This is a genomic window from Streptomyces sp. NPDC041784 (assembly GCF_055591025.1).
Genome location: NZ_JBVJAB010000012.1, coordinates 70,099 through 84,327 on the forward strand (window position 1 = coordinate 70,099; position 14,229 = coordinate 84,327).

13 protein-coding genes are annotated in these 14,229 nt (G+C 73.7%); all 13 read left to right on the forward strand.

Translation table 11 applies throughout. The features are described 5' to 3' along the window. The first annotated feature begins 4 nt into the window (after nt 1-4). Entirely contained in the window at nt 5-532 is a 528-nt protein-coding gene (locus ACZ6D7_RS25455) for a DUF2617 family protein (protein WP_469494977.1), read from the forward strand. 173 nt (nt 533-705) lie between these two features. Next, nucleotides 706-2,316 (forward strand): polyamine aminopropyltransferase, encoded by a 1,611-nt coding sequence (locus ACZ6D7_RS25460; RefSeq protein ID WP_469494980.1) that lies wholly within the window; start codon nt 706-708, stop codon nt 2,314-2,316. A gap of 129 nt (nt 2,317-2,445) precedes the next feature. Continuing rightward, entirely contained in the window at nt 2,446-3,285 is an 840-nt protein-coding gene (locus ACZ6D7_RS25465; protein WP_469494982.1) for an SRPBCC family protein, read from the forward strand. Nucleotides 3,286-3,342: 57 nt separating this feature from the next. Then, nucleotides 3,343-4,131, forward strand: coding sequence for an aldose epimerase family protein (locus ACZ6D7_RS25470; RefSeq protein ID WP_469494985.1), 789 nt, complete (start codon nt 3,343-3,345; stop codon nt 4,129-4,131). Nucleotides 4,132-4,141: 10 nt separating this feature from the next. After that, nucleotides 4,142-4,690, forward strand: coding sequence for an orotate phosphoribosyltransferase (gene pyrE / locus ACZ6D7_RS25475; protein ID WP_469494988.1), 549 nt, complete (start codon nt 4,142-4,144; stop codon nt 4,688-4,690). A gap of 158 nt (nt 4,691-4,848) precedes the next feature. Further along, entirely contained in the window at nt 4,849-5,880 is a 1,032-nt protein-coding gene (fbaA, locus tag ACZ6D7_RS25480; RefSeq protein ID WP_469494991.1) for a class II fructose-bisphosphate aldolase, read from the forward strand. Nucleotides 5,881-6,072: 192 nt separating this feature from the next. Then, nucleotides 6,073-7,539: an MFS transporter gene (locus tag ACZ6D7_RS25485; protein WP_469494993.1), complete on the forward strand. Its 1,467-nt coding sequence runs from the start codon at nt 6,073-6,075 to the stop codon at nt 7,537-7,539. Nucleotides 7,540-7,673: 134 nt separating this feature from the next. Beyond that, complete coding sequence (locus tag ACZ6D7_RS25490; protein WP_469494996.1) at nt 7,674-8,087, forward strand: DUF3151 domain-containing protein; 414 nt, start codon at nt 7,674-7,676, stop codon at nt 8,085-8,087. A 183-nt stretch (nt 8,088-8,270) separates the two neighbouring features. Next, nucleotides 8,271-9,116 carry a tryptophan 2,3-dioxygenase family protein gene (locus ACZ6D7_RS25495; RefSeq protein WP_469494999.1) on the forward strand — a complete coding sequence of 282 codons (846 nt, stop codon included), beginning with the start codon at nt 8,271-8,273 and terminating at the stop codon, nt 9,114-9,116. Next, nucleotides 9,109-10,395 (forward strand): kynureninase, encoded by a 1,287-nt coding sequence (gene kynU / locus ACZ6D7_RS25500; protein ID WP_469495002.1) that lies wholly within the window; start codon nt 9,109-9,111, stop codon nt 10,393-10,395. The genes ACZ6D7_RS25495 and kynU overlap by 8 nt, the downstream gene beginning before the upstream one ends. Nucleotides 10,396-10,584: 189 nt before the next feature. Beyond that, complete coding sequence (locus tag ACZ6D7_RS25505) at nt 10,585-11,457, forward strand: alpha/beta hydrolase (protein WP_469495005.1); 873 nt, start codon at nt 10,585-10,587, stop codon at nt 11,455-11,457. 344 nt (nt 11,458-11,801) lie between these two features. Further along, nucleotides 11,802-12,851, forward strand: coding sequence for an alpha/beta hydrolase (locus ACZ6D7_RS25510; RefSeq protein WP_469495007.1), 1,050 nt, complete (start codon nt 11,802-11,804; stop codon nt 12,849-12,851). Nucleotides 12,852-12,972: 121 nt separating this feature from the next. Next, on the forward strand, nt 12,973-14,229 hold the full coding sequence (locus ACZ6D7_RS25515) for an acyltransferase family protein (RefSeq protein ID WP_469495503.1): 1,257 nt from the start codon (nt 12,973-12,975) through the stop codon (nt 14,227-14,229).

Sequence of the window (14,229 nt, forward strand, 5' to 3'; positions counted from 1 at the left end):
ATCCATGCTCACGACCCTGAACACGTCCTACACCGACACGCGCGCGGCCGATCTCGCCTGGGCCCTGGGGCGTGAGCCGCTGCCCGCCCTCGCCACGCTCGACCTCGAACTGTCCGGTGCGAAGCTCCAGTTGAGACTGCTCGGCGCCTCCCATCAGGTGCTGCTGGAGGAGGAGCAGGGCCGCTGTTCGGAGACGGTGGCATGCATCCCCGGCAGCAGCACCCCGCTGCCCCTGGGCGTCGCCAAACGGGTGGGCGACTGGGAGTACGAGTTCGCCGCGCGCGTCGAGGTCCTGACGCCGGGCCAGTTCGCGGGCCGCGCCCAGGAACTGCTGGCCCTGGTCTCCGACCATCCGAACGGCCTGGCCGGCGTCTTCCCCGGCAGCCCGCACGCCTTCACCGCCCTGCTGGCCCAGCACCACGACGGCCAGGTCCACTGGCGCACCTGGCACGCCTACCCGCAGGACGGGCAGCTGGTGGCGACCCGGACCCGGGTGGGCGTCCGGGTACCGGTGGGGCAGAACAAGGCCTGAGGGGCAGAACAGGGCCTGAGGGGCAGGGCAGGGCCTGAGGGGCAGGGCAGGGCCTGACGGGCAGAACAGGGCCGGAGGGGCCTCGGGGCCGCCCGGATCCGACAGGTTTGGAACGCAGGTTCCACACGTGTGGGTGACGTTGCGTCCCGGACCCGTGACGTAACGTCGCAGTCGTGATCGAACCGCACGCGCCGGCCCCGCCCGGTGCCCCGCCGTCCTGGCGCCGCCCCGCGCGGCTCCCCGTCCGGCCGGACACCGGGCGGTTCCTGGTCCTCACGTGCGTCTTCGTCTGCGCGGCCTGCGGTCTCGTCTACGAACTCGAACTGGTCGCCCTGGCCTCCTACCTGATGGGCGACTCCGTCACCCAGGCCTCCGTCGTGCTGTCCGTCATGGTCTTCGCGATGGGCATCGGCTCCCTCGGCGCCAAACGGCTGCGCCGCTTCGCCGCGGCCGGTTTCGGCGCGCTGGAGGCCGCCCTCGCCCTCGTCGGCGGGTGCAGCGCCATGGCGCTCTACGCGGTGTTCGCCTGGACGGGCGACTGGGGCGGCCTGTGGGCCGACGGCCCCCGGGTCCTGCTGGTCGCCTTCTCCCTCGCCATCGGTCTGCTCATCGGCGCCGAGGTGCCCCTGCTCATGGAGCTGATCCAGCGCATCCGCCGCCAGGACGCGGGCGGCGCGGTCGCCGACCTCTTCGCCGCGGACTACGTCGGCGCGCTGGTCGGCGGCCTCGCCTTCCCCTTCCTGCTGCTGCCGTTCCTGGGCCAGCTCACCAGCTCCCTGCTCACCGGCGCGGTCAACGTGATCGCCGGGGGCGCCCTGGTCCTCGGCCTCTTCCGGCGTGACGTCAGCCGCCGCGCCCGCTGGCTGCTGCCGGTCGTCGGCCTCACCGTCCTCACCGTCCTCGCCTCCGCCGCCGTCCTGGTCGACGACTTCGAGCGGGCCGCCCGCCAGGCGCTCTACGGCGACGACGTCCGGGTGGCCGTGCGCACCGGCGTCCAGGAGGTCGTCCTCACCGGCGGCACCGACGGCCGCCCCCTCGACCTCTACCTCGACGGCCGGCTCCGCGTCGCCGGCCAGGACGAACGCCGCTACCACGAGGCCCTCGTCCACCCCGCGATGAACGGCCGCCACACGCGCGTGCTCGTCCTCGGCGGCGGTGACGGCCTCGCCGCCCGCGAGATCCTCGCCCACCCCGGCGTCCACCGCGTCGACGTCGTCGAACGCGACCCCGGCCTGGTCCACCTCGCCCGCACCGACCCCGCCCTGTCCCGCCTCAACACCCACGCCTACGACGATCCGCGCGTCCGGGTCACCACCGCCGACGCCTTCCACTGGCTGCGCGGGGCCCCGGCGACGACGTACGACGTGGTGATCGCCGATCTGCCCGACCCCGGCATCACGGACAGCACCAAGCTGTACTCCCAGGAGTTCTACGGCCTCGCCCGGCGCGTCCTGGCCCCCGACGGGCGGCTCGTCGTGCACGGCGGGCCGGTCGCGGCCCGGGCACGCGCCTTCTGGACGGTCGAGACGACCGTACGCGCGGCGGGCCTGCGCACCGTCCCCTACCGCGTGACCGGCGGCGGCCCCGGCCGCAGCGCCCAGGCGCCCCACGACTGGGGATTCGTCCTGGCCGCCGAGGGCCCCCGCCCGGCCCTGCGCCTCGACCCGCACGGACGGCCCCCACGCACCCTCACCCAGGCCGCGCTGACGGCGGACGCGCGGGCGGTGGAGCGGACCCGGGTGCCGGGGCTGCGGGCCTCGACGCTGGTGCATCCCCGGTACTGAGGAAGATCGGGAGGGCCGGGGGGCTGGGGCTGGTGGCTGGTGGGCTGGTACCACGGCCCGGGGTGCCGGTGAGCCGAATCCCCGTTTCGACGGGTGCTTTCGGGCGACCGCTGGGTAGGCTCCGGCACCATGGAGCAAGAGGTGTTCGTTCCCGTTCCTGCCCAGCGGCTCAGGGCGGCCCTCGCGGACCCCGCCCAGGTGGCCCGCGCGGTGCCCGGACTCCAGCAGGACGCCGGCACCGAGCCCGTCGCCGGCCGGCTGAAGGTCCGCGTCGCCGGCCACACCATCACCTACCGCGGCACGGCTCGGATCACCGCCCGCGAGGACGGGGCGTACGCCGTGGAGGGCGACGCGATCGAGGTGCGCGGCGGCGGCGCGGTCAAGCTCGCCCTCGTGGTGCGGCCGCGGGACACCGACGGCGGCACGACCCTCCGCTTCGAGGGCACCGCGTCGGCGGACGGCCGCGTCGCGGAACTCCCGCGGGACGCGGTGGTGGCGGCGGTGGCCCGGATCCTGACCCGTTTCGCGGAGAACCTGGGGGCGGGGGTGGCCGCGGACGCGGAGGCGGACGCCCATGCGGAGGCCGATGCCGATGCCGGTGCGGATGCGGATGCGCGGGAGGCTCTGGCCGACAACGTGGACGTGGACGACATCGACGATGTGGACGACGTAGACGTGGACGACGTGGACGACGTGGACGACGTGACGGAGACGCCCGAGGCCGTCGTCGAACCCGTGCTGCCCGTCGAACCCGCCGAACCGCCCGCCGAAGCCGCGCACGCCCGCCGGACGATGATCGGGCGCAGTGCGGAGGAGGTCGACCACGCCCCGCCGCGCGGCCGGTACGCGCCGGTGCCGGCCCCGCAGACCGTCGCCCAGAACAGCACCCTGCGCTGGGCGGCCCCCGCGGCCGCGCTGGTCGTGGCGTCCGCGATCGTGGTGGGCCGGGCCCTGCGCAGGCGCCGGTAGACAGGGCCCTCGCGGTTGCGCCCTCCCCGGTCGTGATCGTCCGAGTAGGGTCGTCCCGTGAGTGCTGAAGAGATCACGTTGACCGCGGGCGACGCGGAGGTGACCGTGCTGCCGGGGAACGGCGGCCGGGTCGGTGGGGTGCGGGTCGGCGGGCTCGAACTGCTGCGGCAGGGCGAGCGTTTCGGCTGCTTCCCGATGGTTCCCTGGTGCGGCCGGACCCGTGACGGCCGCTTCCGGGACGGCGGGACGGTGTACCAGATGCCGCTCAACGCGGCCCCGCACGCCATCCACGGCACCGCCCGCGAGGGCGCCTGGAAGGTCGCGCGCCGGTCGGCGGACGAGGCCGTCCTGACGTACGACCTGGTGGAGCCGTGGCCCTACCCCGGACGGGTCACCCAGATCGTCACGCTGACCGCCGACTCCCTCACGCTCACCATGGGCGTGGAGGCGCACGACTCGTCCTTCCCCGCCCAGATCGGCTGGCACCCCTGGTTCAACCGGAACCTCGGCGACCAGGACGTACGGGTCGCCTTCGAGCCCGCCTGGCAGGAGGAGCGCGGCGACGACCACCTGCCCACCGGCACCCGGATCGAGCCGAAGCCGGGGCCGTGGGACGACTGCTTCGGGATGCCCGGCGGGGTCGACGTCACCCTCACCTGGCCCGGCCAGCTGGAGCTGAACGTCACCAGCCCCGAGCAGTGGGTCGTCGTCTACGACGAGCAGGAGGCGGCCGTGTGCGTGGAGCCGCAGACCGGCCCGCCCGACGGCCTGAACACCCTCCCGCGGCTGGTCACGCCCCTGGAGCCGCTGGAGGCCACGACCAGCTGGCGGTGGACCCGGCTCTAAGCTGGTCGGCATGACGGACGTACGTGGCGCGCTGCTGCAGCAGATCAAGGACAAGGCCGTGGTGCACGGCAAGGTGACCCTCTCGTCGGGGCTGGAGGCGGACTACTACGTCGACCTCCGCCGCATCACCCTCGACGGCGAGGCCGCCCCGCTGGTCGGGCAGGTGCTGCTCGACCTGACCGCCGACCTGGAGTTCGACGCGGTGGGCGGGCTGACCATGGGCGCCGACCCGGTCGCCGCGAGCATGCTGCACGCGGCCGCCGCGCGGGGCCGCAAGCTGGACGCCTTCGTCGTCCGGAAGGCGGCGAAGGCGCACGGGCTCCAGCGGCGCGTCGAGGGTCCGGAGATCAAGGGCCGCCGGGTCCTGGTCGTCGAGGACACCTCCACCACCGGCGGCTCGCCGCTGACGGCCGTGGAGGCCGTGCGCGAGGCGGGCGCCGAGGTCGTGGCCGTCGCGACGATCGTCGACCGGGCGACCGGCGCCGACGAGAAGATCCGCGCGGGCGCGGGCGTGCCGTACCTGTTCGCCTTCTCGAAGGATGAACTGGGTCTGGACTGACGGCCCGTTTTGACCTGGACTTGACCCGCGCGCGGACCAGGCATGGACCATCCGCGCATCTCTGGAAAGATGGGGCCGACGATGACGTCGCACCCCAAGGTCTAGGTCAGGGCCGTAGTACGCCAGATCGCCACCCGCACATACCAAGGAGCGGACAGATGCCCATCGCAACCCCCGAGGTCTACAACGAGATGCTCGACCGGGCGAAGGCAGGCAAGTTCGCCTACCCGGCCATCAACGTCACCTCGACCCAGACCCTCCACGCGGCGCTGCGCGGCTTCGCCGAGGCGGAGAGCGACGGCATCATCCAGATCTCCACGGGTGGCGCCGAGTTCCTGGGCGGCCAGTACAGCAAGGACATGGTGACCGGCGCGGTCGCCCTCGCCGAGTTCGCGCACATCGTCGCCGAGAAGTACCCGGTCACGGTCGCCCTGCACACGGACCACTGCCCGAAGGACAAGCTCGACGGGTACGTACGTCCGCTGCTCGCGGTCTCCGAGGAGCGCGTGAAGGCCGGCCGCAACCCGCTCTTCCAGTCGCACATGTGGGACGGCTCCGCCGAGACCCTCGCCGACAACCTCGCGATCGCGCAGGAACTGCTCGCGCAGGCCGCCGCCGCGAAGATCATCCTCGAGGTCGAGATCACCCCGACCGGCGGCGAGGAGGACGGCGTCTCGCACGAGATCAACGACTCGCTGTACACCACCGTCGACGACGCGGTCCGTACGGTCGAGGCGCTGGGCCTGGGCGAGAAGGGCCGCTACCTGCTGGCCGCGTCCTTCGGCAACGTCCACGGCGTCTACAAGCCGGGCAACGTCGTGCTCCGCCCCGAGCTGCTCAAGGAGCTGAACGAGGGCGTCGCCGCGAAGTACGGCAAGCCGGCCGGCGCGCAGCCCTTCGACTTCGTCTTCCACGGCGGCTCCGGCTCCACGGAGGACGAGATCCGCACCGCGCTGGAGAACGGCGTCGTCAAGATGAACATCGACACGGACACGCAGTACGCCTTCACGCGTCCCGTCGCCGACCACATGTTCCGCAACTACGACGGCGTCCTGAAGGTCGACGGCGAGGTCGGCGACAAGAAGACGTACGACCCGCGCACCTGGGGCAAGCTGGCCGAGGCGAGCATGGCCGCGCGTGTCCTGGAGGCCACGCAGAACCTGCGCTCGGCGGGTACGAAGATCAAGTAACCGTCTTTCCGCGAAGATCGAGCAGCTGTCTCCTCGCGGTCGGTTTCGCGGACAAAATTCGCGGACGGATTCGCAGACGGATTTGCGTACGGATTCGCAGACGGCTTTGCGTACGGATTCGCGGACGGATTCGCGGACGGTTTCGCGGTGAGCCCGGTGCTACGGCGCCGGGCTCGCTGTATACCTGGGGGCATGCCCGATGTCCGGATGGCCTCGCCCCAGGGCAGGTGGATCCTCCTCACCACGGTGCTCGGCTCCAGCATGGCCCTGCTGGACTCCACTGTCGTCAACGTCGCGCTGCCGCGCATCGGCACCGACCTGGACGCCGACCTGGCGGACCTCCAGTGGACCGTCAACGCGTACATGCTCACCCTGGCCGGGCTGATCCTGCTCGGCGGCTCGCTCGGCGACCGCTACGGGCGCCGGAAGGTCTTCGTCATCGGGGTGGTCTGGTTCGCCGTCGCCTCGCTGATGTGCGGCTTCGCGCCGAACGCCGGGGCGCTGGTGGCCGCGCGCGCCCTCCAGGGGGTCGGGGGCGCGCTCCTCACCCCCGGTTCGCTGGCGCTGATCCAGGCCTCCTTCCACCCGGACGACCGAGGGCGGGCCGTCGGCCTGTGGTCGGGCTTCGGGGGCATCGGGGCGGCCGTCGGCCCCTTCCTGGGCGGCTGGCTGGTGGACGGTCCCGGCTGGCGCTGGGTGTTCCTGCTGAACGTGCCGCTGGCGCTGGTGTGCGTACCCGTGGCGCTGCGGCACGTGCCCGAGTCGGGGGACGAGAGGGCGCACGGCCGGTTCGACGTCCTGGGGGCGGTGCTCGGGGCGCTGTCCCTGGCCCTCGTGACGTACGCGCTGATCGAGGCCGGTGAGGGCTCGGTCGTCGTCGTCCTCACGGCGGTGGGCGGGGTGGCCGCCGGGGTGGCCTTCGTGTACGTCGAGCACAGCCGGTCCGATCCGATGATGCCGCTCGACATCTTCTCGTCCCGCCAGTTCACCGCCGTCAACTTGGTCACGCTCTGCGTCTACGCGGCCTTCGGCGGGTTCTTCTTCCTCGCCGCGCTCCAGCTCCAGGTCGTGTCCGGCTGGTCGGCGCTGGCGGCGGGGACGGCGCTGCTGCCGGCCACCCTGCTGATGCTGCTGCTCTCCGCCCGCTCCGGTGAGCTGGGGGAGCGGATCGGGCCGCGCATCCCGCTCACCGTGGGCCCGCTGCTGTGCGCCGTCGGCATGCTGCTGATGCTGCGTGTCGGGCCGGACGCGTCCTATCTCGCCGACGTGCTGCCCGCCGTGCTGGTCCTCGGCGTCGGCATGGTGACCCTGGTCGCCCCGCTGACCGCGACCGTGCTGGCCTCGGTGGACGTGGCGCGGGCCGGTCTCGCCAGCGGGATCAACAACGCGGCGGCCCGCGCGGCGGGCCTCGTCGCCGTCGCCGCGCTGCCCCTGCTGACCGGGATGGGCCCGGAGGCGTACCGCTCGCCGGACGCCTTCGACGACGCGTTCCGCCAGGCCATGGGGTGGTGCGCCGGGGTGCTGGTGGTGGGCGCGGTGGTGGCCTTCACGACCGTACGGCGGCCGGGTCCGGACTGCCTGCGTCCGGAGTGCCGGACCCACGGCAGCGTGATGGCACCGCCGCTGGAGGGGAAGATCGTCCGCAAGCGGATCTCATAGGACCTCGTAGCGGGGGCCTGGTCGCCGCGGTCGCCGCGGTCGCTGCGGCCCGGCCCCGGTGGTTTCTCCTGGCGTGCCGGTGACCGGCGGAGGCTCACCGGCGGAGGCCGTCGCCCATGGAGCAGACTGGACCCATGTCCATTCACGAGAACCTCCTCGGGGGTCCGCCCCCGACCCACCTCCCCGACGACCCGGAGCCGCGCACGCTGCTCGCGAACGGTACGGCGCCCGCCGACGTCGCCGCGAAGTACCCGACGTCCTCGCTGGCCTGGGCCCAGCTGGCCGACGACGCGTTCGAGCGGGGCAGCGTGGTGGAGTCGTACGCGTACGCCCGTACGGGGTACCACCGCGGCCTGGACGCCCTGCGCCGCAACGGCTGGAAGGGTCACGGTCCGGTGCCGTGGGAGCACGAGCCGAACCGTGGCTTCCTGCGTGCCCTGCACGCCCTCGCGCGGGCCGCGCAGTCGATCGGCGAGCAGGAGGAGTACGAGCGCTGCTCGCAGTTCCTCAAGGACTCCTCGCCGACGGCGGCGCAGACCCTGGGCTAGTAGCCTTCGTACGCCCCTGAGGCCCCCCCGAGGCCCGCCCGAGGCCCGCCCGAGGCCCGTCCGTGATCCGGGCGGGCCTTGCGGGAAGCGGGTCCGATGCGGAAGATGCGGGTGGGGACCGGGGCCCCCGTGTCGGTAACGGCAGGGGCGGACCGCTACCCGGAGCACAATCAGGAGACAGCGATGTCCCAGCAGGCTCAGCCCCACGAGGCTTCGGAGCCCGAGACCCCGCATCTCGACTTCGCCGGCACCACGCCGTACGAGGACTACGTCAAGGCCGACGTTCTCACCCATCTCCAGCACACCCTCTCCGACGATCCCGGAGAGATGGTCTTCCTGGTCACGACCCAGGTCATGGAGCTGTGGTTCACCGTCGTCGTGCACGAGTGGGAGACGGCGGCGCGCGCCCTGCGCGCGGACGACGTGCCCGTCGCGATCGACGCGCTGAAGCGTTCCGTCCGGGAACTGGAGGCCCTGAACGCCTCCTGGCGGCCGCTCGCCCAGCTGACCCCGGCCCAGTTCAACGCCTACCGGAGCGCCCTCGGCGAGGGCTCCGGCTTCCAGTCGGCGATGTACCGGCGGATGGAGTTCCTGCTCGGCGAGAAGTCCGCGTCCATGCTCGTCCCGCACCGGGGCGCCCCCCGCGTCCACGCCGAGCTGGAGAAGGCCCTGCACGAGCCCAGCCTGTACGACGAGGTGCTGGCGCTGCTGGCCCGGCGAGGGTCCGCGATCCCGTCGTCCGTCCTGGAGCGGGACGTCTCCCGGCGGTACGAGCCGTCGCCCGAGGTCGAGAAGGCGTGGACGGCCGTCTACTCCGGTGACCCGGAGACCGAGGTCGCCCGGCTCGGCGAGGCGCTGACCGATGTCGCCGAGCTGGTGTGGCGCTGGCGCAACGACCACCTCGTCGCCACCCGGCGCGCGATGGGCGCCAAGGCGGGCACCGGCGGCTCCGCCGGGGTGGCCTGGCTGGAGAAGCGCGCGCAGAAGAACGTCTTTCCCGAGCTGTGGACGGCGAGGTCCTATGTCTGACCTCGCCTTCAAGGCACAGGAGCTGGACGCGGGCGACGCACTGGCCGACAAGCGCGCCGAGTTCGTCCTCGACGACGCGGTGTACCTCGACGGCAACTCGCTGGGCGCGCTGCCCGCCGCCGTCCCCGGCCGGGTGGCGGACGTCGTCCGCCGCGAGTGGGGCGAGCTGCGCATCCGCTCCTGGAACGAGAGCGGCTGGTGGACGGCGCCCGAGCGCATCGGCGACCGGATCGCCCCGCTGGTGGGCGCCGGGGCCGGGCAGATCGTGGTCGGCGACTCGACAAGTGTCAACGTTTTCAAGGCACTGGTGGGCGCGGTGCGGCTCGGGGAGGAGCGGGGCGGTCCGGTCCGTGACGAGATCCTCGTCGACGCGACGACCTTCCCCACCGACGGCTACATCGCCGAGTCGGCGGCCCGGATGACCGGGCGTACGATCCGGCCGGTGACCCCGGCGGAGGTACCGGCGGCGCTGTCCGGCCGTACGGCGGCCGTGCTGCTCAACCACGTCGACTACCGCACCGGGCGGCTGCACGACCTGCCCGCGCTCACCGCCGCCACGCACGCGGCGGGCGCCCTCGCCGTCTGGGACCTCTGCCACAGCGCGGGCGCGCTGCCGGTCGGCCTCGACGAGCACGGGGTGGATCTGGCGGTCGGCTGCACCTACAAGTACCTGAACGGCGGCCCGGGTTCGCCGGCGTATCTGTATGTGCGCCGCGACCACCAGGACCGCTTCGACTCCCCGCTGCCCGGCTGGAACTCGCACGCCGAGCCCTTCGGCATGCGGCCCGACTACCGGCCCGCCACGGGCGCGCCGCGCGGCCGGGTCGGCACGCCGGACATCCTGTCGATGCTGGCCCTGGAGGCGGCGCTCGACGTCTGGGACGGGGTGTCCGTCGAGGCGGTGCGCGCCAAGTCCCTCGCGCTGACCGACTTCTTCCTGGAGTGCGTGGCCGCGTACGTCCCCGAGGGGCGCGTCGAGTCGCTGACCCCGGCACGTCACGAGGAGCGCGGCAGCCAGGTGGCGCTGCGCTGTGCGGACGCCGGGGAGGTCATGGACCGGCTGATCGGACGCGGGGTGGTCGGGGACTTCCGGTACCCGGACGTGCTGCGGTTCGGGTTCACACCGCTGTACGTCGGGTTCGGGGACGTGGAGCGGGCGGCCCGGACGCTGGCGGAGGAACTGGGCCGGGAATCGGGCCGGGAATCGGGCGAGGGGCCGGGCCGGGCAGTGGGCGAGGTTCCGGGCCGGGACCTGGGCGAGGTTCCCGGGGTGCTGTAGGGCGGTCGGGGTGGAGGCCGGGGCGGTTCAGGTCGATAAATCGACAGAACCGTCTCACCCTCACCGTGCGTGACATCCGCATGTCCGCGCACGTCACGGGCCTGATACCGTCCCGGCCAACGGCCGAATTCTCACCTGGTCCGCCACCCCCGCCCGTCCAAATCCGTTTAGCCGCTGAGAGGTTGGAGCATGCCGGACGATGTCGTCGCTGCCCGGGCCACCGCCGAGGAGGAGTCGCTCTTCTCGCACCCGCCCGTCGACCCCGACGCCACCACCCCGTACGGCGACCACCCCGATCAGGTGATCGACTTCTACGCCCCGAAGACGGAGGTCGGTCCGGGCGGTTCCGTGCCGCTCGTCGTCGTCCTGCACGGCGGGGCGTGGCGGGCGCCGCACGACCGGCGGCATGTCACCCCCTTCGCGGACTACCTGGCCCGGCGCGGGTTCGCCGTGGCCAACGTGGAGTACCGGCGCGGGCCGGTGGACGCCGCTCCCTCGGTCGCCGGGCGCTGGCCGGACACGTTCGACGACGTCGCGGCCGCCCTCGACGCGCTTCCCTCGCTGGTACGGCAGGCCCTGCCGCAGGCCGACGCCCGGCGCATGGTCCTCACCGGCCACTCGGCGGGCGGCCACCTCGCCCTGTGGGCGGCCGCCCGGCACGTGCTGCCCGTCGGCGCGCCCTGGCGGACCGACGGACCCGCCCCGCTGCGGGGCGTCGTCGCCCTCGCCCCGATCGCGGACTTCGCGGTCGCGGAGAAGCTGGACGTGTGCGGGGGTGCCGTACGGCAACTCCTGGGCGGCGAAGGGGACTTCGAGGAACGACAGCCGTACGCCGACCCCGCGCTCCTGCTGCCGACGGGCATCGCCACGACCCTGGTCCAGGGGCGTACGGACCTGATCGTGCCCCAGGCGGTCGCCGAGGCGTACGCGGAGGCGGCGGCGAAGGCGGGCGAGGTGGTGGGGCTGACCCTGCTGGAGGACGTCGGCCACTTCCCGCTGATCGACCCGGCGGCGGACGCGTGTGCGGTGGTGGGGGAGGAGATCGCGCAGCTGGCGTGGTGACGGCGGTGTCGTCGCGGTGCTCGGACGCGGGGTCGGCGTACGCGGTGGTGTCGCACGTGGGGGAGGAGATCGCGCAGCTGGCGTGGTGACGGCGGTGTCGTCGCGGTGCTCGGACGCGGGGTCGGCGTACGCGGTGGTGTCGCACGTGAGGCCGTGGCACGTGGGGCCGTGGCGCGTGAGGCCGTGGCACGTGGGGCCGTGGCGCGCGGTGTTGTCGTACCCGTAGTACCTGAGAGCTACGTCGGAGAACAGCTCTCCGGTGGGACGCGGGCGACGAGCGCGGATCCGTAACTTCCCAGTCAGGCAGGCCCGATGGGCGGGCGCACTGGCGGGGGAGGGGCGGGATGGCGACGGTCGACGGGGGGCGTCCGCGCGGGCGGGACCGCGAGAAGAAGAGGCGTGCCGAGGGGGGAACGGACCGCGGGCGCGGTGGGTTCCCCTGGATCCGCTGGGCGCGTGTCCTCCTGGCCGTGCTCGTCACCGCCGCCGTGATCGTCCCGCTCACCGCGGCGGTCCGGCCCCGCATCCCCGCCCCGGCACCCGCCACCCTCGCCCCCCTGACGGCGGCCACGCTGGAGGAGGCGTACACCGCCAACCGGGCCAACGCCGCCCTGGCCTCCCGGATGGCAGAAGCCCACGGCGACCGGCACCGCGCGGCGTCCGACCGGCGGCTGGCCTCCTCCTCCCGCAATCTGCTCGCCTTCGACGGCAGAGGCACCGGCCGTGCCGTGGAGGTGTTCGGGGACCTCGCCCACGCCGACCGCACAGCCGTCCTCGTACCCGGCTCCGACACCTCGCTGGACACCTACGAGCGCTTCCACCGGGCCGCCGCCGCACTGCACCACCGGCTCACCCGGGAGGCTCCGCCCGGCACCCGGACCGCCGTGGTGGCCTGGCTCGGCTACACCACACCGGGCACGGTCACCACCACCGCGATCACCCCGGCCCGTGCCGAGGAGGCGGCCCCTGAGCTGCGCGCGTTCCTGCGCGACCTGCGCGCCGTCACCGGGCCGAAGGCCCATGTCACCCTCCTGTGCCACTCGTACGGCTCGGTCGTCTGCGGCCGCGCCGCGCCCCGGCTGGACGTGTCCGACATCGTCCTGCTCGGCAGTCCGGGTACGGGCGAGGACTCGGCGGCGGACCTGCGCACCCGCGCGCGGATCTGGGCGGCCATGGGCGCCGGCGACTGGGTGGGGAGCGTTCCGCACGTCAGCGCCGACCTGTTCGGCACGACCGTCGGCTTCGGCACCGACCCGATGTCCCCGTCCTTCGGTGCCCGCGTCTTCGCCGCCGGCCCCGGCGGCCACAGCGACTACTTCACTCCGGGCTCGGTCTCCCTGGCCAACGTCACCCGGATCGTCCTCGGCGAGACCACGGAGGTGACCGGTGCGTGAGACGACGGAGACGACGGCGAACACGGAGACGACGGACGCGACGGACGCGACGGACGCGGGGGAGACACGGCGGGCCACGGCCCGCGAACGGCGGGCCGTACCGGGCGCACCACGGCCGGCGGTGCCGGGCACGCGGCGGCGGGCCGTTCCTCGAATACGGCAGGCGGCCGCCCGGATCGACGCCGCCACGCCCCCGCAGCGCGACCGCGCCGTCGACGCCCTGCGTGCCCTGGCGATCCTCGGCGTCGTGCTGGGCCACTGGCTGGTGACCGGGCTCGTCGCGGACGGCGGCGCGCTGCGCACCGCGAGCCCGCTGGGGCACCTGCCCTGGCTGGCCCCGGTGTCGTGGATGTTCCAGACGCTTGCGGTGTTCTTCATGGTGGGCGGCCATGTGGCGACCCGCAGCCTCGCCTCGGCCCGCGCCCGGGCCGGCCTCCGCCGGACGTCCCGCGCGCCCGGTGTCTACGGCGCATGGCTGCGGGCCCGGCTGAAGCGCCTGTTCACGCCGGTGCTCGCCGTGCTGGCGGTGTGGACGGTCGCGGCGGTCGGGCTGCTGCTCGGCGGCGCGTCCTTCGTCACCGTGCACACCGTGGTCAAGCTGGCGCTGTCCCCGCTGTGGTTCCTGCTGGTGTTCGCGGTGCTCACGGCGGCGACCCCGTTGCTGGCCCGGCTGAACCCGCTGTGGCCGCTGGCCGTCGTCCTCCATGTGGACCTGGTGCGCTTCGGCCTGGGCGGCCCCTCCTGGCCGGGCTGGGTGAACGTAGTGGCGGGCTGGCTGGTGCCGTACACCCTGGGTGCGGCCTGGACCCGGGGCGAGCTGGAGCGGCCGCGCGCGGCCTGGACCCTGCTGCTCGGTGGCGCGGTGACCACAGCGGTGCTCGTCGCCTGGGCCGGCTATCCGGCGTCGATGGTCGGCGTGCCCGGCGCGGCGGTCTCCAACCTCAACCCGCCGACGCTGGCCGCCGTCACCTTCGGTCTCGCCCAGTGCGGACTGGCCCTGCTGCTGCGCGATCGGCTGCGCCGCACCATGCGCCGCCCCCTGGCATGGGCGGCGGTGGCTCTGGTGAACCTGTCCGCGATGACGGTGTTCCTCTGGCACCAGACGGCCCTCATGGCGACCACCGCCACGGGCCTCCTCGCGGGCCGCCTGCCCGGCCTGCACACGGTCCCCGACGGACTGGACTGGGTCGCGGCCCGGCTGCTCTGGCTGCCGGTGTTCGCGCTGGTGCTGGCGGTGTGCTGGGCGGCGTTCCACGGCTTCGAGAGCGGCGGCGGACGGCGCGCCCGGCGGCGCGGGGGCCGGCCCGGCCGGTCCCGGGTGGTGCGAACCGGCGGCCGACCGGAACAGCCAGGTATGCCGAAGGCCCGCCGTGGCTAG

Coding starts and splice junctions, on each gene's coding strand:
- ACZ6D7_RS25455 (WP_469494977.1), top strand. CDS start 5: ATGCTCACGACCCTGAACACGTCCTACACCGACACGCGCGCGGCCGAT.
- ACZ6D7_RS25465 (WP_469494982.1), top strand. CDS start 2,446: ATGGAGCAAGAGGTGTTCGTTCCCGTTCCTGCCCAGCGGCTCAGGGCG.
- pyrE (WP_469494988.1), top strand. CDS start 4,142: ATGACGGACGTACGTGGCGCGCTGCTGCAGCAGATCAAGGACAAGGCC.
- fbaA (WP_469494991.1), top strand. CDS start 4,849: ATGCCCATCGCAACCCCCGAGGTCTACAACGAGATGCTCGACCGGGCG.
- ACZ6D7_RS25485 (WP_469494993.1), top strand. CDS start 6,073: ATGCCCGATGTCCGGATGGCCTCGCCCCAGGGCAGGTGGATCCTCCTC.
- ACZ6D7_RS25490 (WP_469494996.1), top strand. CDS start 7,674: ATGTCCATTCACGAGAACCTCCTCGGGGGTCCGCCCCCGACCCACCTC.
- ACZ6D7_RS25495 (WP_469494999.1), top strand. CDS start 8,271: ATGTCCCAGCAGGCTCAGCCCCACGAGGCTTCGGAGCCCGAGACCCCG.
- kynU (WP_469495002.1), top strand. CDS start 9,109: ATGTCTGACCTCGCCTTCAAGGCACAGGAGCTGGACGCGGGCGACGCA.
- ACZ6D7_RS25505 (WP_469495005.1), top strand. CDS start 10,585: ATGCCGGACGATGTCGTCGCTGCCCGGGCCACCGCCGAGGAGGAGTCG.
- ACZ6D7_RS25510 (WP_469495007.1), top strand. CDS start 11,802: ATGGCGACGGTCGACGGGGGGCGTCCGCGCGGGCGGGACCGCGAGAAG.